Annotated in this window: 19 protein-coding genes; 17 read left to right on the top strand and 2 right to left on the bottom strand. The window is 67.4% G+C overall.

The window, feature by feature from the left end; genetic code table 11:
* Positions 1-6: 6 nt before the first annotated feature.
* Both ACGFZ3_RS10665 and ACGFZ3_RS10660 read right to left on the bottom strand, forming a co-directional pair.
* The gene (locus tag ACGFZ3_RS10665; protein WP_392920344.1) at positions 7-456 is read right to left on the bottom strand and encodes a DUF2147 domain-containing protein; all 450 of its coding nucleotides are present in this window, start codon (positions 454-456) and stop codon (positions 7-9) included.
* A gap of 110 nt (positions 457-566) precedes the next feature.
* Positions 567-959, bottom strand: coding sequence for a VOC family protein (locus tag ACGFZ3_RS10660; protein ID WP_392920341.1), 393 nt, complete (start codon positions 957-959; stop codon positions 567-569).
* Positions 960-1,145: 186 nt separating this feature from the next.
* Between ACGFZ3_RS10660 and ACGFZ3_RS10655 the strand changes: the two genes are divergently transcribed.
* From ACGFZ3_RS10655 to ACGFZ3_RS10575, 17 genes are all read left to right on the top strand, one after another.
* The gene (locus ACGFZ3_RS10655) at positions 1,146-1,823 is read left to right on the top strand and encodes a helix-turn-helix domain-containing protein (protein WP_392920338.1); all 678 of its coding nucleotides are present in this window, start codon (positions 1,146-1,148) and stop codon (positions 1,821-1,823) included.
* A gap of 3 nt (positions 1,824-1,826) precedes the next feature.
* Entirely contained in the window at positions 1,827-3,515 is a 1,689-nt protein-coding gene (gene sctC, locus ACGFZ3_RS10650) for a type III secretion system outer membrane ring subunit SctC (RefSeq protein ID WP_392920336.1), read from the top strand.
* Entirely contained in the window at positions 3,496-4,623 is a 1,128-nt protein-coding gene (sctW, locus tag ACGFZ3_RS10645) for a type III secretion system gatekeeper subunit SctW (RefSeq protein WP_392920333.1), read from the top strand. The genes sctC and sctW overlap by 20 nt, the downstream gene beginning before the upstream one ends.
* Complete coding sequence (locus tag ACGFZ3_RS10640) at positions 4,620-6,686, top strand: EscV/YscV/HrcV family type III secretion system export apparatus protein (protein WP_392920330.1); 2,067 nt, start codon at positions 4,620-4,622, stop codon at positions 6,684-6,686. Before sctW ends, ACGFZ3_RS10640 begins: the two co-directional genes overlap by 4 nt.
* Positions 6,683-7,078 carry a hypothetical protein gene (locus ACGFZ3_RS10635; RefSeq protein WP_392920327.1) on the top strand — a complete coding sequence of 132 codons (396 nt, stop codon included), beginning with the start codon at positions 6,683-6,685 and terminating at the stop codon, positions 7,076-7,078. The genes ACGFZ3_RS10640 and ACGFZ3_RS10635 overlap by 4 nt, the downstream gene beginning before the upstream one ends.
* 2 nt (positions 7,079-7,080) lie before the next feature.
* Positions 7,081-8,265, top strand: a complete 1,185-nt coding sequence (locus ACGFZ3_RS10630) for an EscN/YscN/HrcN family type III secretion system ATPase (RefSeq protein ID WP_392920323.1) — start codon at positions 7,081-7,083, stop codon at positions 8,263-8,265.
* 4 nt (positions 8,266-8,269) lie between these two features.
* A complete protein-coding gene (locus ACGFZ3_RS10625; protein ID WP_392920320.1) occupies positions 8,270-8,371 on the top strand; it encodes a hypothetical protein in 102 nt (33 codons plus the stop codon).
* Positions 8,355-8,801 (top strand): hypothetical protein, encoded by a 447-nt coding sequence (locus tag ACGFZ3_RS10620; protein WP_392920317.1) that lies wholly within the window; start codon positions 8,355-8,357, stop codon positions 8,799-8,801. Before ACGFZ3_RS10625 ends, ACGFZ3_RS10620 begins: the two co-directional genes overlap by 17 nt.
* Complete coding sequence (locus ACGFZ3_RS10615) at positions 8,792-10,048, top strand: hypothetical protein (protein ID WP_392920314.1); 1,257 nt, start codon at positions 8,792-8,794, stop codon at positions 10,046-10,048. Before ACGFZ3_RS10620 ends, ACGFZ3_RS10615 begins: the two co-directional genes overlap by 10 nt.
* Positions 10,045-11,007: a type III secretion system cytoplasmic ring protein SctQ gene (gene sctQ, locus ACGFZ3_RS10610; protein WP_392920311.1), complete on the top strand. Its 963-nt coding sequence runs from the start codon at positions 10,045-10,047 to the stop codon at positions 11,005-11,007. Before ACGFZ3_RS10615 ends, sctQ begins: the two co-directional genes overlap by 4 nt.
* Entirely contained in the window at positions 11,004-11,669 is a 666-nt protein-coding gene (locus tag ACGFZ3_RS10605) for an EscR/YscR/HrcR family type III secretion system export apparatus protein (protein WP_392920308.1), read from the top strand. Before sctQ ends, ACGFZ3_RS10605 begins: the two co-directional genes overlap by 4 nt.
* A 2-nt stretch (positions 11,670-11,671) precedes the next feature.
* On the top strand, positions 11,672-11,929 hold the full coding sequence (sctS, locus tag ACGFZ3_RS10600; RefSeq protein ID WP_392920304.1) for a type III secretion system export apparatus subunit SctS: 258 nt from the start codon (positions 11,672-11,674) through the stop codon (positions 11,927-11,929).
* 4 nt (positions 11,930-11,933) lie between these two features.
* A complete protein-coding gene (gene sctT / locus ACGFZ3_RS10595; protein ID WP_392920300.1) occupies positions 11,934-12,725 on the top strand; it encodes a type III secretion system export apparatus subunit SctT in 792 nt (263 codons plus the stop codon).
* On the top strand, positions 12,722-13,834 hold the full coding sequence (locus ACGFZ3_RS10590; RefSeq protein WP_392920296.1) for an EscU/YscU/HrcU family type III secretion system export apparatus switch protein: 1,113 nt from the start codon (positions 12,722-12,724) through the stop codon (positions 13,832-13,834). Before sctT ends, ACGFZ3_RS10590 begins: the two co-directional genes overlap by 4 nt.
* Positions 13,835-13,918: 84 nt before the next feature.
* Positions 13,919-14,452: a SycD/LcrH family type III secretion system chaperone gene (locus tag ACGFZ3_RS10585; protein WP_392920293.1), complete on the top strand. Its 534-nt coding sequence runs from the start codon at positions 13,919-13,921 to the stop codon at positions 14,450-14,452.
* A complete protein-coding gene (sctE, locus tag ACGFZ3_RS10580; protein WP_392920290.1) occupies positions 14,449-16,245 on the top strand; it encodes a type III secretion system translocon subunit SctE in 1,797 nt (598 codons plus the stop codon). The genes ACGFZ3_RS10585 and sctE overlap by 4 nt, the downstream gene beginning before the upstream one ends.
* A gap of 38 nt (positions 16,246-16,283) precedes the next feature.
* Positions 16,284-17,567, top strand: a complete 1,284-nt coding sequence (locus tag ACGFZ3_RS10575; RefSeq protein ID WP_392920286.1) for a hypothetical protein — start codon at positions 16,284-16,286, stop codon at positions 17,565-17,567.
* The last annotated feature ends 2 nt before the right edge of the window (positions 17,568-17,569 follow it).

The following is a 17,569-nucleotide window of genomic DNA, read 5'->3' as shown; positions in this document are numbered from 1 at the left end:
CAGCGCTTACTCGCGGATCCAGGTCTGGGCGCGGCAGATGAACGCCACGCAGCCGGACATGTCCAGCTTCTTGCCGCCCGGCTGCAGCTCCAGCTTGGACTTGTAGGTCTTGCCGTTGGCCGGATCCAGCACGGTGCCGCCCGACCACTGGGTGGTGCTGCCCTTGTCCTGCTTCAGGTTCCACAGGATGGTCATGCCTTTCACCGGCTTGCCCTTGTTGGCGCCAGTGCAGTCGTCGCAGACCGGGTTGGGGCCCTTGTCCGAGTGCAGCACTTCCACCACCTTGCCGCTCAGCGTGCCATTGCTGGCCTGGGTGATCTCCACGATCGACTTCACCTTGCCGGTCTTGTCGTCGATGGTCTTCCAGCGGCCCACCGCGCCGTCGGCGGCCGAAGCGGACAGGGCGGCCATCATCAGTGGCAGCGCCAGCAACAGGGTCTTGAAGGTCTTGCGCATGGTTCCCCTCCCAGGGATGTACGTGAATGCCGGCGTGCGGCCGGGACAGCTGGACTGTATACCCATTCGCTCTGGTACGGAACGTAGGGCGCCGCCCCGCCACAACCTATTCAGTTGGATTCGTACAGCTCCAGTGGCAGCCCGTCCGGGTCGGCGAAAAAGGTGAAGCGCTGGCCGGTGTATTCGTCAACGCGGACCGGTTCGCAGGGCACGCCTTCAGCGGCCAGCCGCTCGATCATCGGCTCCAGCGCGGCCACCCGGAATGCCAGGTGGCGCAGCCCCTGGGCTTCGGGGCGGCTGGGCCGGGGCGGGGGCGACGGGAACGAAAACAGCTCCAGCTGGCCACCGTCGGGCAGGGCCAGGTCCAGCTTCCACGAGTCGCGCGCGGCGCGGTGGTGTTCCGCCCTGACCGTGAGGCCCAGCACGCGGACATAGAAGTCGCGCGAGCGGTCGTAATCGGCACAGATCAGGGCGACATGGTGGATGCCGAGCAGCGGTGTCATGGGATCGATTCCTGGTGGCGCCTGCGCGCAACCGTCTGGATGGGGTCGCTACAAATACCGCAACTCGGGGCGGCTTTCTAACTTCTTGTAGAGCCTTGCCCCCCTGTCGTCTCCAACATGCAGCCCTCATCGAGCAGGGCCGCAGACCGCGTCCCGCCTCGGCAGTACCTGAACGGGAGTGGTTGGATGCACGTCATCGTCAATGCAGGGCAGGGCTCCATCGACCTCAACGTCGGCGGGCGGGCCGTTTGCCTGTCGGCCGGTGACCGCCTGCTGCTGGCCGGCCTGCCGCTGCCGCGCGACAGCGGGCTGGGCATCATCGCGCTGGCCGGCGGCGGCATGGCGCGCGCGCTGGCCCACTTTGACCATGCCAGCAACGTGCTGCGCCCGACCGCCGAGCCGCAGCCCGTGTGCTGGGTGGTACCGGCAGCGCTGGAGGACCCGGATGTAGCGTCCGCGTGGCTGATCGACCAGCTGGCCCGCGGTGCCGGGCAGCCTGACGACAGCCAGGCCGCCCACCTGCTGCGGCACCTGGCGCGCAGCGAAAGCTACGGACTGATGCGGTTCCTGCTGGACGAAGGCGGCGAAAACACCGTCGCCGCGCTGGCCCAGCGCTACGGTCTGTCCTCGGCGCAGTTCCACCGCCGTTGTCGGCAGGTGCTGGGCCGCCCGCTCAAACGCGAGCTGCGCATCCAGCGCGCTGCGCGCGCGCTGCTGGCCTATCCCGGCCGCGCGCGCTCGTTCACCTATCTCGCCGCCGATCACGGCTATGCGTCGCTGTCGCACTTCTGCACCGACGTCAAATCGCTCATCGGCTGTTCGCCCCTTTCCGTCTACCGGGCCGTCTCGACGCCCAACGAGTGATCCATGCGTTCCCTGACGTTGTATCTGTTGCTGTTGATCGTCCCCTCCCTTGCCTTCGCCCAGACCCCGCTGGAAGGCACCGCGATCCAGGATCGCGCAGACCTGCCTCACGCCTCCGGTTTCGTTTCCCGCGCCGACAACGCCAGCCACCTGCTCAACGCCCTGGGTGCGCGTGCGCGCCAGGCGGTGGTGATCAGCCCCAAGGCCAACAAGAAGAAAGTCAGCGGCAGCTTCGACCTGGCGCGGCCGTTCGACGTGCTGGCCAAGGTGTCGGCCGAACTGGGCCTGGTCTGGTACAGCGACGGCCAGTCCATCTACGTGTACGACGCCGATGAGCAGAAGAATGCGGTGGGCCGGCTGCGGCATACCTCGATCGCCACGCTGTCGGACTTCCTGCGCAAGGCACGGCTGTCCGATACGCGCTATCCGGTGCGCGGCGGAGGCGCCGACGGCACGTTCTACGTGGCCGGTCCGCCGGTGTACGTGGACATCGTGATGAACGCGGCGCGCTACCTGGACGACCTCTACGAGGGCGCCGATGCCAGTCCACACCACGTGGAGGTGATCAAGCTCGAGCACAGCTTCGTCAACGGGCGTCGCTACGGCCTGCGCAACACCGAAGTCCCGCTGCCCGGCCTGGCCGACGTGTTGGCCAGCGTCCTCCAGCTGGGCGATTTCGGCGCCGTGGTGAAGCAGCCATCGCTGCCGGCTGATCCGGCCACCATTACCGAAGAGACCCTGCCGGTAAACCCCGCAGCGCAGCCGACGGCGCAGGTGGCGAGCTCGGTGCCGGTCGGCCCGAGCCCGGCCGTGGTGATGGCGTATGCGGAAACCAACAGCCTGGTCGTTCGGGGGACGCTGGCGCAGATCGAACAGGTCAAGCGCCTGGTCGGCGAGCTGGACGTGCCGCGCAAGCAGATCGAAATGTCGCTGTGGATCATCGACATCAAGAAGACCGAGCTCGATCGCCTGGGCGTGAACTGGAGCGGTGGCATCAACATCGGCAACCGGCTGGCGATCGGCATCAACCAGTCGCCCTCGGTCAGCACGCTCGACGGCAGCCGCTTCCTGGCCTCGGTGCAGGCCATGGCAAGCAAGGGCGACGCGCATATCATCTCGCGCCCGGTGCTGCTGACCCAGGAGAACATCCCGGCGTATTTCGACAGCAACCAGACGTTCTACACCCAGCTGGTGGGTGACCGCGCGGTGTCGCTGGAACAGGTGACCTACGGCACCCTGATCAGCGTGCGCCCGCGTATTTCCAGTGGCAACGAAGTGGAAATGCAGTTGAAGGTCGAAGACGGTGCGGTCGATGCCACCCGCTCGGTCGATGCGTTGCCGGTGGTCAACCGTACCGTGATCGACACCGTGGCCAGGGTGCCGCAGGAGCTCAGCCTGCTGGTGGGCGGCTACACCCGCAGCCAGTCCGACACCGGCTACAGCGGCATTCCCGGCCTGCGCCGCATACCCGCGGTGGGCAAGCTGTTCGGCCAGGACAGCCGCTCGGCCGAAAGCCTGGTACGCGTATTCCTGATCCAGCCGCGCCTGCTCACCGGCAGCGATCCGGTCGATGGGCGGCGCATGCCGGAGATCTACGGCCCCGAGGTGGGCGACAGCGTGCGCGACACCATCCGCGCCGTGCACCCGCACCTCAACGCTGCGGAGGGCGCACATGGCACTGCCGGCCATTAACCGACACGTCACCACGCCGCTGCCGGTCACGCCGCGCCAGGCCAGTACGCAGGGCGACCGTGACGATACCGCGAAAGACCTGCTGTCCGGGTTGGGCAAACCGTCCAGGCCGGGCTCGTTGGCCACCGCCATGTCCATGCAGGACGACCTGGCTGCGTTGGTGGCCTCGTTGCAGCGCCGCCGAGATGGGCAGCGCAGCACCGGCGCCGGCGAATCGCAGGCGTGGATCGACCACGTACTGGATGATGAGGTGTACAGCAAGGTCACCGACCTGCGCGCACTGCTGGACGGCATGCGCAGCCCGGTACAGCTGCTTGCGCTGCTCAGGCAGCTGTTTCCCGACCCCAGTGACATGCTGGCAGTGCTGCGCTCGCTGATTGCCGATGACGAACTGCAGGAGCTGCGCGAGCTGTTGCAGCAGTCGCTGGAGCAGCTGCTCACCGACGAGGCCGCGCAGGGCAATGCCGCAGCCGCCCGCGGCGGCCTGAACGTGGCGATCAAGGCGCGGTTGGCCGCGCGCGGCAGCCAGTTTTCGGCGCGTGCACTGCGCCAGAGCTACCGCGACTTCATCGGCAACCACCAGGACTGTGTCGGCGAATACGCCGGCTGGATCGCGACGTACGGCTTCGAGCGGCGCGCGCAGGTGGTGGATTTCATGGAACAGGCGATCGGCGCGGACATGTATTCGCTCGACCCCAGTGCCTCCCACCTGGAGTTCGGCCGGCTGTTGCGCCAGGTGCGCAACCTGGCCGTACTGCGGTCCACCGACCACCTGCTGGTGCAGGAGGCAAACCGCGACCGGCTGCTGGCGCGGCTGTCCACCACCGCCGAGGCCGTGGTCGGCGGGCTGCTGGATGTGGTGCGCGGCCTGCAGGACTGGGCGGCCCTGTTCGCCGGGCCGTTGGCAGATGCGCGCGTGGCGTTGTCGGCGGTGGAGCGCGCGCGCCTGGTGCAGGCGCTGCGCCGCGCGCTGGGCGGGTTGCCCGACGCGGTATGGAGCGATGACGTCGCGCGCGAGCGCGCAGCGAAGTCCCTGGAGGTCATGGTGGTGGAAAGCATGAAACGTGAGCATTGGCATGCCGGCCACGCCGGCGGGGTAAGCGTATGAGCAGCCGTGCCACTACCGCCGTGAGCGGGCTGGGCGCGCGCGCCCGCGGCATCCTGCGCCCGGAAATGGCGCTGGTGGTGCTGATGGCCGTGATCGTGGCCATGCTGATCATCCCGCTGCCCACCTTCCTGGTCGATCTGCTGATCGGCCTGAACATGGCCGTGGCGATCGTCATCTTCCTCAGCTCGTTCTACGTCGAGCGCATCCTCAACTTCTCCACCTTCCCCTCGGTGCTGCTGTTCACCACCCTGATGCGGCTGGCGCTGTCGGTCAGCACCAGCCGGCTGATCCTGCTGGATGCCGATGCCGGCCACATCATCAGCGCCTTCGGCGACTTCGTGGTGGGCGACAACCTGGTGGTGGGCGCGGTGATCTTCGCCATCATCACCCTGGTCCAGTTCATCGTCATCACCAAGGGTTCCGAGCGAATCGGTGAAGTGGTCGCGCGTTTCTCGCTTGATGGCATGCCCGGCAAGCAGATGAGCATCGATGCGGACCTGCGCGCTGAAGCGATCACCTCGGAAGAGGCACAGCGACGTCGCCGCGATGTCGAGCGCGAAAGCCAGCTGTATGGCTCGTACGACGGCGCCATGAAGTTCGTCAAGGGTGACGCCATCGCCGGCATCGTGATCGTGTTCGTCAACCTGTTCGGCGGCATCGCCGTGGGCATGCTGCAGCATGGCATGGCATTCTCGCAGGCGCTCAACACCTTCACGCTGTTGACCATCGGCGACGGCCTGGTCGCGCAGATCCCGGCGCTGCTGATCTGCATCAGCGCCGGTTTCATCGTCACCCGCGTCAGCGGCGAGAGCAACAACCTGGGCGCCAACATCCTTGGCGAACTGTTCAACAGCAACGTGGTGCTGGGCACCGGCGCGGTGCTGGTGCTGCTGCTGGGCCTGCTGCCGGGGTTCCCGCTGCCGGTGTTCGCCGGTCTCGCCGTGGGCCTGGCCGCGGTGCTGGTGTGGCGCCTGCGCCACCGCAGCACCGCAGAAGGCAGCGCGGCGCAGGCATCGGGGCAGGGCGGCGCACCGGCACCGGCCGGCAAGGGCGACACCGCCACCGCGCGCCTGACCAGCGAAACCCTGCCGCTGATCCTGTTGATGCCACCGGCCCTGCACGAGGCGGGCGTGGCCGGGGAGTGGGAGGAACAGCTTCGCCACGACGCCTTCGTCAACACCGGCATGCAGCTCGCACCGTTGGTCCTGCGCAGCCACGTGCCCGCCAGCGAGCACGAGGTAAAGGTGCTGATCAACGAGATTCCGGCTGCCTCCTCGAGCGTGGTGAGCGGGCACGTCCGCGTCTGGGGCCGGCAGGAAGAGCTGGAGGCGCTGGGCATGGGCCTGGTGGTGCCGCACGAAGGGGGCACTGCGCGCTGGGTACCGGCCGGCGCCGACGAAGACGTCCGGGCGCTGGGCTGCGAGGTCTCCAGCGATTACGAGGAACTGCGCCGCATGGTGCACGGCGCGGTGCTGCGCAACGTGGGCGAGCTGTTCGGCATCCAGGAAGCCAAGCACGTGCTGGACGCCCTGGAAAAGCGCTTCCCGGAACTGGTCAAGGAAACCTACCGGCACATGCCGATCCAGCGCGTTGCTGAAGTACTCCAGCGCCTGCTGCGCGAAGACGTGTCCATCCGCAACATGAAAGTCGTGCTGGAAACCCTGGCGCAGTGGGGCCAGCGCGAAAAGGACGTGATCCTGCTCGTCGAACATGTGCGGGGTGCGCTGTCGCGCTACATCTCCGCGCGCTTCGCCCGGGAAGGGCGCATCCCGGCCGTCCTGGTTTCCAGCCCGGTCGAAGACCAGATCCGTGCCGGTATCCGCCAGAGCCAGGGCGCGGCCTACCTCAACCTCGAACCGGCCGCAGCCGGCGAGCTGCTGGACCGCATCGCGCTGCACGTTGGCGAGGTGACCGCGCATCGTCCCGACACGGTGCTGATGGTGGCGCCGGACATCCGCCGCTTCGTGAAGCGCTTCATTGAAAACCGCCTCCCCTCGACCCCGGTGCTCTCGTTTGCCGAGATCTCCGACACGGTCACCCTTGATGTGATGAGAAGCATATGACCTCCCTGCTAGATACCCTCAACGCCGCCCTCCAGGAGCTGGGCTGCGACCCCTCGCGGTTCCAGTTCGACACGCATTCGTCCGTTGTGATGGGCTTTGCCGATGTGGGCGAGCTGCTGCTCGATCCGGTTGATGACCTGGTGTACCTGTGGGGGCGCCTGGAGACCTCGCCGGCCGAGCGCTTCAGCAACCGTGCCGACGAACTGCTTACCGCGCTGTCGGCGCCGGCCGCGCACTTCGCCAACGGCTGCCTCGCCCTGCGCCAGCTCGAAGAGGGGTGCCTGGTGGGCGGCGCGCTGCAGCCGGACTGCCAGCGTGAATCCAGCCTGCTGGCTGCGGCCATCGAAGGCTTCCACGCCCGCGTGCTCGAACTGCAGGGCCTGCTGCGGTGACAATGGCCACGCCCTGCTGGCGCCCATGTGCAACGCCGGTGGCGATGCGCGCCGGTGAGCTGCGCGTGCCGCTGGCCGATGTCGCCGTGGGCGAGCATTGCCACGTACGCCGTTCGGCGCGCGATGATCGCGTGTTGACCCATGGCGTGGTCACCCGGGTTGACCATGGGGTGGCCACCCTGGCCTTGATCGGCGCCCCGGTACGCCTGGCGGCCGACGTTGTCGTGGCCGCCACCGGGCGGCCCCTGCAGGTGGCGCTGGGCACGCATCTGCTCGGCTGCGTGCTGGACGGCTTCGGCGTGGTCGTGGAGCGCCTGCAGACGGGTGAAACGGTGGATGACGCGGGCGTGTCCAGCCCGGTGCAGGCTGCCGCGCTGGACTACCGCCAGCGGCGCCCGATCCAGGTCCCCTTTGCCACCGGCATCCGCGCGCTTGATGCGCTGCTCACCGTCGGCGAAGGCCAGCGCATGGGCATCTTCGCCGCCGCCGGCTGTGGCAAGACCACCCTGGTGGAAATGCTGCTGGCCAATGCGGACTGTGATGTGCGGGTAGTGGCGCTGGTGGGTGAACGCGGCCGCGAGGTGGCATCGTTCGTAGATGCGATCCGCCAGGGTCCGGCCGCCGCGCGTACGATCATCGTCCAGGCCACCTCGGATTCCTCACCGGCCACCCGGGTCAACGCGGCCATGGTCGCCACCCGCATCGCCGAGTACTTCCGCGACCAGGGCAGCCGCGTGCTGCTGGTGATGGACTCGGCCACGCGCTACGCCCGCGCGCTGCGCGACGTGGCATTGTCGGCCGGCGAGCCGCCGGCGCGGCGGGGTTTTCCCGCCTCGGTATTCGAAGCGCTGCCGCGGCTGGTGGAACGCCCCGGCAATGCCGAATCCGGCAGCATCACCGCGTTCTACACGGTGCTGCTGGAAGACGATGCCGACCCCGACCCGGTAGGCGAGGAAGTCAAATCGCTGCTCGACGGGCATGTGTACCTCAGCCCGCGCCTGGCCCAGCGTGGCCATTTCCCGGCCATCGATGTGCTGCGCAGCGCCAGCCGCCTGTTCCCGCAGCTGGCCAGCAGAAACCAGGCTGCTGCCGCCAGTGTGGTGCGCGCGGTCATGGGGCGGCTGGATGACCTGCAGCTGCTGCGCGACATTGGCGAATACCGTCCGGGTGCAGCCCGAGCAGGATGATGCCGTGGCCCGTGAACCGCGCCTGCTGGCCTTCCTGCAACAGGGCATGCATGAGCCGGTGACGCTGGATGCCGCGCTGGAGGCACTCGATGCGCTCGCCCGCTGATCCGGTGCGCCTGGCCACGCTGCTCGACCATCGCGCGCATCGGCTGCGACGCGAAGCACGCGAGCAGGCAGAGCATGCCGCCCGCCGCGAGCAGGAGGCCGCGGGACTGCGCAAGGCTGCTGACGAGCGCCTGCGGCAGGCGCAACTCGGCGAAGAGCACGGACTGGACCGCCAGCGCCTGTTCGAGCGCCTCCGCGGTGTTGCCATCGCCCGCGCCCATGTCCTGGAGTGCGAGCTGCGCGCCGGCCATCTGCGCGAGCAGGCCGGCGACGCGCGCGAGCAGGAGCAGCAGCTGCGCCACGACGCAGCCGGCCATCACTCACGCGCACGCCGGCTGCAGGCCGTCGGCGCCCACATCGACCAGAAGCACCGGCAGGCGCGCCAGCGCCGCCAGGAGCGTCAGATCCAAGAGGAATACACATGTCGTTGATCATCCACGAACACCCGTCGGCGGTACTTGCGTCGGCATTGGAACTGCCCGCGCCGGTGAGCCTGAGCGACCGCGTGGCGCGTCACCCGCGGCAACCGCACGCGATGGACGACGCGGCCGGCGCATCCGGCGCATCCGGCGAGGCACCCGACGCCGCGTCCGGCAAGGCATCCGACGCGGCATCGCCGCAGGATCCGCCACCGCAGGCCGTAGCGGAGGCCGACGATGGCTGGAACGGCGCGGAGCTGGAGCCGCCGCTGCCGCCGGAACACATCGATGTGGTCATGTCGCGCGAACAGCTGCAGCCCCGCGATGAGGACCGCGGCCCAACGCCGCACAAGCCACGCGAACGCGTGCCGCTCCTGAGCGCGCCGGTCGCCGTGCCGTTGCCTGCAAAAGACACCGTGCAACGTCCGGAACCGTCGCCGGCCGTACCGCGCATGGCCGCCGCCGCATCGTCCCAGCTGCTGCCCGGCGGCGACGCCGGCGCCTCGGCTCCGGTTCGGACCGAGCCCGGCATCGGCACCGGTGCAGCGCCGGGCGCAGTTCCGCAGCCCGCTTCCTCCACGGCGGCGGGCCCATCCCATGCCGTCGCGGGCGGCGCCGGCCCTGGATCCGTGCTGCCGGTGCCGGTTGCAGCAGGTGAGCCGGCCATCACCCGCACGACGGCCACGCCTGCGGCAGCGCCAACGACACCCGCCCCGCTGCAGCAGCACGCGCCGCGGAAAGCCACCGGCGCATCCGGCAACCCCTCAGCGTCGGCACCCGCAACGCCGGCGTCGTCTCCGGTCGCATCGGCTGCCCCGTCATCAACCGCCGACCAGCCGATGGCGCCGGACACGACGCCGCCGGCGAACGTTGCCAGCAGTCCATCGACGCCGTCCCCGCCACCTGCCGACGCAGGCGACGACGGCCAGACCCGGGCCGAGTTGCGGCGTGAGGAGGCCAACCTCGGTACGCGCCACCACGCGCGTACGGTACGCCAGGCCAACCTGCAGATCGCCAACGCACCGCGCGCCGACGCTGCCAGCCATCTCAATGTAGCCTTCAGCAGCTGGGGCCCGGGCCATCGGGTACGTGCGGTCCTGGAGGGCGGTCGGCTGCACATGCAGGCCTCGTCGGCCCGCGTTGGCCAGGCGCTGTCGTCAGCATCGGCGCCGCAGGGCACCGAGCTGCAGATCGCCGTGGACAGCAGCGACCACGCCACCGATGAGCGCCGTCGTCGCGGCCGCCAGGGCCACGCATGAACGCGCAGCGTTGGCCCTTCCCCAGCGTGACGGCGGCCGCAGCAGCGCAGGCCGCCACCCTCGCGGCCTGCGCACGCGCGGGCATCACGCCCGCCTGGGAGCCACTGCCGGCGCGTGGCGCCATGCTGCGCTTCGACGTCAGCGGGCAGGGCGGCGCGCTGCGTCTGGCGGTGGCGGCCGACCAGTGGTGCCCGGCGATGCTGCCGGCCTTGGCCAGCCTCGCCTGGTCCGAACTGGTCGACCACGCCGCGCTTGCATGCTGGTTGCCCGACAGGCCGTTGCTGGACATCGCCGCCGCCCCGTTCCACGCCGCCCAGGCCAGCCTGCGCGAGGTGGTGCCGGTGAATGCGCTTGGGTTCGGCAAGGGCCCGCAGCCCTGCCTGCCCACTGCCCAGGGCATGGCCTGGATCGAACACGCCGAAAGCGCCGCCGGTGCCTCTCTGGCACCCACCACCCTCCGCCTGCGCGTGCCGGTGGAAGTGGGCATCGCACGCTTGTGCCTGCCGCTGCACCGCCTGCGCCGCCTGGCCCCCGGGGCGGTGCTGCTGCTTGACCTGCTGCAGCCGGTGGCGCGCAGCGGCGCACGCCGCCTGTACTCCTTCGACTTCACTCTAGAGACCATCTCCGTGAATACACCTTTCGACTTCCTCGACGACGATGACGGCTGCGCCGACATCACACCCTCCGCCCCGCCCGCAGCGGAAACCGCCAACCCCGCCAGCAGTCCGGGCATCGACATCAAGCGCCTGCCGGTCAACGTGGATGTGGTGCTGTGCCAGCTGCAACACGCCATCGGTGAACTGGATGGCCTGCAGCCCGGTACCGTGTTCAACCTCCCGGCCGATGCCTGGAAGCAGCTGCAGCTGCGGGTCAACGGCCAGGTCATCGCCCGGGGCGAACTGGTGCAGGTGGGTGAACAGCTTGGCGTGCAGCTGGCGCAGGCGCCCGTGCTGCCATGAACTTCGTCAACAACGACATCTCGCTGATCGCGGTCATGTCGATGGCCGCGCTGCTACCGTTCCTGATCGCGGCCGGCACCTGTTACCTGAAGTTCTCGGTGGTGTTCGTGCTGCTGCGCAACGGCCTCGGCCTGCAGCAGGTACCGTCCAACATGGTGCTCAACGCGCTGGCGCTGATGCTGGCGTTCTACGTGATGCAGCCGATCGTGCAGAACATGTACGACGCCTACCTCGCGCTGGAGGCCCCGCTGAACTCGGTTGCCGCCGTGGTCACCTTCCTCGACAGCAGCCTGGACGGCTACAAGGTCTACCTGGCCACGTATTCGGACCCGGAGCTGCTGAAGTTCTTCGAACGGGCCCGCCATGCCGGAGACGGCGTGCCGGTGCCGGACCTCGAACCGCATGAGCGCTCACTGTTTGCGTTGATGCCCACCTATGCCCTGAGCGAGCTGAAGGATGCCTTCCGCATCGGCTTCTACCTCTATCTGCCGTTCGTGGTGATCGACCTGGTGGTGTCCAGCGTGCTGCTGTCACTGGGCATGATGATGATGAGCCCGGTGACCATTTCCGCGCCGATCAAGCTGATCCTGTTCGTGGCGATGGATGGCTGGAGCCTGCTCTCGCAGGGTCTGGTGCGCCAGTATCTCGACGTGCCGATGTAGCCATGGACGCGATCATGTTCATGGGCAACAAAAGCCTGCTGCTCATCCTGCTGCTGTCTGCCGCGCCCGTGGCTGTGGCAACCATTGTCGGCCTGGCCATCGGCCTGTTCCAGACCGTCACCCAGCTGCAGGAACAGACCCTGCCCTATGGTGCCAAGCTGCTTTCGGTCATCGCCTGCCTGCTGGTGCTGATGACCTGGATGTCGGCGCGCATGCTGGATTTCGCCCGGCTGGCGCTGCACACCGCACTGAACGGGTAGGGCAGTGCAGCTTTCCGCGCTAGACACCGAACTGGTCGCGCTGGCCCGCGACCATGGGTTGCCGGCTCTGCTCGGCATGGCCCGCATCGGCGCCTGCCTGGTCTGGATTCCGTATCTGTCGCCGGGAATCATGCCGGCGAAGATGACCCGTTCAGTGGTGGCGGTCATGATTCTCATCGGGTTGTGGCCAGCCACGACCGGTGCCATCGTGCCGCCCGACATCCTTTCCACCGCTGGCGTGGTCCTGCGTGAGGTGCTGATCGGCACCGCGATCGGACTGGTGGTGGCCCTGCCGTTCCACATCTTCCACGGCATGGGCGCCATCATCGACAACCAGCGAGGTGCCGGCATCGGCGCCATGCTCGACCCGGTCAGCGGCATGGAGGCCACCGAAACCTCCAACCTGCTGCAGTTGATGAGCGTGGTGGTGTTCCTGGCGACCGACGGCATGATCGTGCTGCTGGAAGTGATCCAGGACAGTTACACGCTCATTCCGATGGGAGGCGTGCTGGCGCTGGACCTGGCCCGTGTGCAGGACTTTGCCGGCACCCTGCTGGCTGGCGCGGTGCGCATGGCGCTGCCGGTGCTGCTGCTGCTGTTCCTGGTGGAAGTGCTGCTCGGCGTATTGTCGCGCTTTGCCCAGCAGATGAATCCGTTCTCCATCTCGTTGGCGGTGAAGTCCTACATCGCCTTCATCGCGCTGCTGTTCTACCTGATGCCGACCGTGGCCCAGCAGGTGCCGTTGATCCGCGACAGCACCGATGCCCTGCAGTTGCTGCTGGCGGTGCCCAGGTGAAAACCGAAAAGCCCACCCCGCATCGCCTGCTCAAGGAATCGAAGAAGGGCAAGAGCTTCGTCAGCCGCGACCTTGCCGGGCTGACGGTGCTGGTGGCCGGGCTGGTGGCCATGACCACGATGATCTCCAGCCGGGCGCTGCATGGCTTCTACCGCGGCATGGCCGAGCGTGGTTTCAGCCTCACCCCGGCCGACGCCGCGTGGCAGGCCACCGTGGCATTCCTGTGGATCGCGGTGCCGGTGGGTGCTGCCGCCATTGTCGCTGCCGTGCTCATCTCGCTGGTGCAGAGTCGGGGCGTGATCGCCGCCGAAGCGGTGCGCATCGATCTGGCCCGGGTCAACCCGATCTCCGGATTCAAGAACCTTTTCTCGCTCAAGACCATCAAGGGGCTGGTGACCGCCGTGCTCTACCTGCTGGCGGGCATCATCTTCGCGGTGCTGGCCTGGAAACTGTTCGCGCCCACCCTGTTCGCACAGGTGCAGATGCCGGACAAGGCCGCCGGCCCGCTCTGGCACAGCGTCGGCTGGCGCAGCACCGCGCTGCTGCTGGCGGTGCTGTCGCCGATCGCGCTGGCCGCCGCGTTTGTCGAATACCGGCTCTACATCCGCGAAATGCGCATGGAGAAGCACGAGGTCAAGCAGGAGCACAAGGACCACAACGGCAACCCGGAAATCAAGCAGCGTCGCCGCCAGATCGGCGAGGAACTCTCGGGCCAGGTGCAGGCGGACGTGGCGGGTTCTTCGATGATCCTGGCCAACCCCACCCACATTGCCGTCGGCATCTTCACCCACCCGGATTACCCCGGCGTGCAGTTCGTCTCCGTGCGCGAGCGTGGCAACCGCGCGCGCAAGGTCATTTCGCTGGCCGAAAAATGGGGTATTCCGGTGGTCCGCGACATTCCGGTCGCGCGTGCGGTGTACTTCAAGGTACGCCGTTACCAGTTCGTGCCAGCGGAGCTGACCGCGCCCATCGCGCGGATCCTGGCATGGCTGAAGGATATCGAGCGCAATCACGCCGAACCGCCATCAGATTCCGCTCCTGAAACCAATACCGGCTCGAAGCCGACATCCGGTCTTGACGACATCCCTCCTCATCCGCCTGCCGGATGAGGGAAACCCGAAAGTCCCCCCTTTGCAACCCCGCCACACTGTGCTTGTCCTGCAGCGCCGTTGGCACCAACCCGGTACACCACCATGAACCATGCCCCCGACGCCCCCGCTGGATCCGAAATCGAACAGGCCCAGCTCGATGAACTGGCCCAGCTGTTGTTCGAAGGCGCCCAGACCGGCGCCGCAATCAAGGATCTGAAGGGGGTCAGCGATGACCTGCTGGAAAGCGTGTACGCCTACGCGCACCGCTTCTACACCGACGGCCGTCTGGACGAGGCCGAGACGTTCTTCCGCTTCCTGTACCTGTACGACTTCTACAACGGCGATTACGCACTCGGCCTGGCCGCAGTGCTGCAGATGAAGAAGGAGTATGCCAAGGCCATCGACATGTACGCACTGGCCTACGCGCTGCTCAAGAGCGACGAACGGCCGATGCTGCATGTCGGCCAGTGTCACCTGGCCATGGGCAAGCTCGCCATGGCCAAGGGCTGCTTTGAAACGGTGCAGTTGCGTTCCACCGATCCCGCCCTGCTTGCACGGGCCAAGGTCTACCTGCAGGCGCTGGCCAGCAATGGCGAAACGCCGCCCGATACTACCGAGGAAACCGATTCCGCATGAACATCTCCGCTTCCCCCGGCCTGACGCCGTTGGCCATTACCTCCACGCCTGCCGCGCGCGCCCATGCCGCGGCCGTCGCCGCCGGCTTTGGTGCGGCATCAATCGTCCAGATTGAAGCCATCAGCCGACAGGCGCAGGATCTGTTGGCCAAAGCCGCGGAGGAGCGGCTGGTTGCGGCAGACGGGACAGAAGCGCAGGATCCGAACAAGCCCACGCTGCGCCTGGCCGACATGGCGCGGGTGATGCGCGCTGCAGCAAGTGGCGTGCCGCAGGCCCCGTTGACGCCGGAGGCGGCGTTGGCCAAGTTGCTGATGCAGCTGAGCGAAGTGATCACCACCGAAAACGGCCGCAGCCTGGCCTCGCAGCTGGAACTGGTCAAACAGCGTCTGGCCCAGCGCGCTGCGTCGGCCGCCGAGCTGTCCGAAGCCATCCGCCTTGCCCAGGCGCTGGTCGAATCGGCGATGGCTGACGTGGGCACCGCCGAAGGCGAGCTCGCCGCCGCGCTGGAAGCATTGAAGCAGGCCGAGGCCGAAGTGGCCCGGCTGGAGCAGGCACTGGCCGACGCCCCGCCGGAGGAACAGGAGGCCATCCGCGCCCAGCTGGAGGCAGCCAAGGGCAAGGTCGCCGAGCAGCAGGTCCAGGTGGAGGCTGCCACCAAGGCACTGTTCGAAGCGGGTGCAGTGCTGGACAAGGCGCTGGCCGATCTGGAGCAGTTCAAGAGCGAAGCGGACAAGCTTGACCCCAACGGCAGCGTCAGCGCCCGCGGCGACGAAAAGGCCCGGACCAATGCCGCCATGCTCAGCGAACTGCTGGCCGTGCTGCAGGAAATCATTGGCAAGGCCAACGACGCCAAGCTGGAAGCAGACACCAAGCTGGTGCAGGAGGTGCTGAAGCTGCGCGAGGCAGAAAACATGCGCCGCTCACGGGAGTACCAGGAAGAACTGGCCAAAGCCGAAGCGGCCCAGAAAAAGATGGGCTGCATTGGCAAGATCGTCGGCTGGGTGGTCGCGGTGGTGGCGGTGGTCGCGGCGCCGTTCACCGGCGGCGCCAGCATGGTGCTGGCCGGCGTGGGGCTGGCGCTGGCTATCGGCGAAGAGCTGGGCCTGGACATCATGGGCAAGATCATGGAACCCATCATGAAGCTGGTCATGGAGCTGGTGAAGCAGGTCGGCAACGTCATCGGCGACATCCTCACCTCACTGGGAGTCTCCTCCGCGTTCGTGGACAAGATCAAGGACGTGCTGGGCGTGATCGCGGTGGCCGCCATGATCATCGCCGCCGTGGTGCTGACCAAGAAGGTCGCTGGCACTGCTGCCGTGCAGCAGTTGGCCAAGGCCGTCACCCGTGCGGTGTCCGAGGCGATCAGCAAGGCATTGCCGCAGATGATCAAGGCTGCCGCACGTTCGGTGAGCCAGACCGTGGACGACGTAGCCAAGGCAATCAGCAAGACCGCTGCCAAGGTCACTGGAAGCAACGCCGATACCCTGGCCACGCGCGCGGGGTATGCCATGAAAGCGTCTCACACGCTGCAGTTCGCCAATCAAACCAGCCAAGGCATTGGTGCGGTCGTCATCGCCGAGATGCACATCGATGCCGCAAAGCTGCTGGCACAGCTGGAAGTCGGGTTGGCCGACAGCGCGATCTTCCGTGACCTCATCCAGAAGATCCTGGAGTACTTCATGCAGACCAACAACCTGGTGGCCGACCTGTTCCAGCAGATGACAAACGTCCAGGAATCGGAGCACGACACTGCCCGTTTCGTCACCGCACGCATCGGCAGCGCGACTGCCTGACCCGGCCACCCTTCCACCATACACATAGGGCACATTTGATGACCACATCCATCCTCCCCACGCCATTGACCCTGGCGCCGATCCAGCCTTCGCTGGGCAAGCAGACCGCAGGCAGTGAAGCTGTCGCGCGCGGCACCCCCACGGCAATGAACGCCGACACCATCCGCACGCTTACCGACGCTGTTGCCGCCCGGATGCTGGCCGGCACCGGGGCCGGTGAAGGGCGCACTGGTCCGGCACCGGTGGCGGAGCTGCGTCCGTCTACCATTCCGGTGCGCGAAGCAGGTGAACGTCTTGCCGGCATTGTGAGCAAGCTGCCGCAGATGCTGGCAGCCCTGACGGCGAGCCAGGATCCGATCAGGAGCGAAGAGGGCGCAGCTGCCCGTGCCAGCGAAGGTGCGGTGACGCAGGCCACCGACCGGAACGCCCGTGAGAGTGCGACGGCCGCCTCGGCTCCGGTCCCGGCGACAGGCCTGGACGCCGACATCGGTGAACGGTCAGCGAACGCGGGCGCGTGGATCACGTCCAGTCCGTTCAGCCATCTGCTTGCGATGCTGCGGCATCTGCTGCTCAAGTTCGAAAAGATGGATCGCGACAACAGCACGGAGATGGTGGTGATGCAGCGCGAGATCACCATCCTGGCGGGCAACAAGGGCATCGAGAAGGCGCGCGAAGGCCTGGGTGGTGCCATCGGTGCAGCGGTGATGACCGGTGCGATCGGCGGCGCCGCCCTCAAGCAGACCTTCAAGTCGACGTCCATGCAGGTGAAGTCGGCTGAAAAGAATGTCATGGGCGGAAACAAGCTGGATTCGGCTGTGAAAACATCCAGCGGCGGCGCAAAGGGCAACACTACCCCGGCGTCCGAGATGCGTCCTGCCCGTGAGCTGGACGGGAAGCCCGCGCAGATCGGCCAGCGTGGTGATCGCCTGAGCGCTGCGGTTGAGGCAGACGCAGGCGCTGACACGTCGATGAAGCATGTCGCCCGGGCACAGGCGGGCGAGCCCGGGGTGGATGATCTCCGCTCTGATAGCCCGGAGGTGAACGCACGCGCCCAGATTCCCGCCAGCAACGCGATGATGCTGAACATGCTCGCCCCTTCCATCGGCGGAACCGTCTCCGCCGGTGTCAACATCGAAGCCGAAATGACCGAAGCCGAGCGTCAGTTGGCGCTGCTGGTGGCCGATGTCTTCCGCCGGATCGCCGACGAACAGCAGGATCAATCGGTAAAGACCCGCGATATGCGGGACGCAGCCGCCCAACTGTTTGAAAGCCTGTTGAACCTGGTGTCCAGCACCAGCGCACATATCATCGGAAAGTACTGATA

This window comes from Stenotrophomonas sp. NPDC047960 (genome assembly GCF_043204395.1).
Lineage (GTDB): Bacteria > Pseudomonadota > Gammaproteobacteria > Xanthomonadales > Xanthomonadaceae > Stenotrophomonas.
Note: the sequence above shows the minus strand (reverse complement) of the source record. Positions and strands in the feature narration are given on the sequence as shown.

Excerpts from the sequence above, each read along its gene's own strand:
- ACGFZ3_RS10665 (WP_392920344.1), bottom strand. The coding sequence starts at position 456 with ATGCGCAAGACCTTCAAGACCCTGTTGCTGGCGCTGCCACTGATGATG.
- ACGFZ3_RS10660 (WP_392920341.1), bottom strand. The coding sequence starts at position 959 with ATGACACCGCTGCTCGGCATCCACCATGTCGCCCTGATCTGTGCCGAT.
- ACGFZ3_RS10655 (WP_392920338.1), top strand. The coding sequence starts at position 1,146 with ATGCACGTCATCGTCAATGCAGGGCAGGGCTCCATCGACCTCAACGTC.
- sctC (WP_392920336.1), top strand. The coding sequence starts at position 1,827 with ATGCGTTCCCTGACGTTGTATCTGTTGCTGTTGATCGTCCCCTCCCTT.
- sctW (WP_392920333.1), top strand. The coding sequence starts at position 3,496 with ATGGCACTGCCGGCCATTAACCGACACGTCACCACGCCGCTGCCGGTC.
- ACGFZ3_RS10640 (WP_392920330.1), top strand. The coding sequence starts at position 4,620 with ATGAGCAGCCGTGCCACTACCGCCGTGAGCGGGCTGGGCGCGCGCGCC.
- ACGFZ3_RS10635 (WP_392920327.1), top strand. The coding sequence starts at position 6,683 with ATGACCTCCCTGCTAGATACCCTCAACGCCGCCCTCCAGGAGCTGGGC.
- ACGFZ3_RS10630 (WP_392920323.1), top strand. The coding sequence starts at position 7,081 with ATGGCCACGCCCTGCTGGCGCCCATGTGCAACGCCGGTGGCGATGCGC.
- ACGFZ3_RS10620 (WP_392920317.1), top strand. The coding sequence starts at position 8,355 with ATGCGCTCGCCCGCTGATCCGGTGCGCCTGGCCACGCTGCTCGACCAT.
- ACGFZ3_RS10615 (WP_392920314.1), top strand. The coding sequence starts at position 8,792 with ATGTCGTTGATCATCCACGAACACCCGTCGGCGGTACTTGCGTCGGCA.
- sctQ (WP_392920311.1), top strand. The coding sequence starts at position 10,045 with ATGAACGCGCAGCGTTGGCCCTTCCCCAGCGTGACGGCGGCCGCAGCA.
- ACGFZ3_RS10605 (WP_392920308.1), top strand. The coding sequence starts at position 11,004 with ATGAACTTCGTCAACAACGACATCTCGCTGATCGCGGTCATGTCGATG.
- sctS (WP_392920304.1), top strand. The coding sequence starts at position 11,672 with ATGGACGCGATCATGTTCATGGGCAACAAAAGCCTGCTGCTCATCCTG.
- ACGFZ3_RS10585 (WP_392920293.1), top strand. The coding sequence starts at position 13,919 with ATGAACCATGCCCCCGACGCCCCCGCTGGATCCGAAATCGAACAGGCC.
- sctE (WP_392920290.1), top strand. The coding sequence starts at position 14,449 with ATGAACATCTCCGCTTCCCCCGGCCTGACGCCGTTGGCCATTACCTCC.
- ACGFZ3_RS10575 (WP_392920286.1), top strand. The coding sequence starts at position 16,284 with ATGACCACATCCATCCTCCCCACGCCATTGACCCTGGCGCCGATCCAG.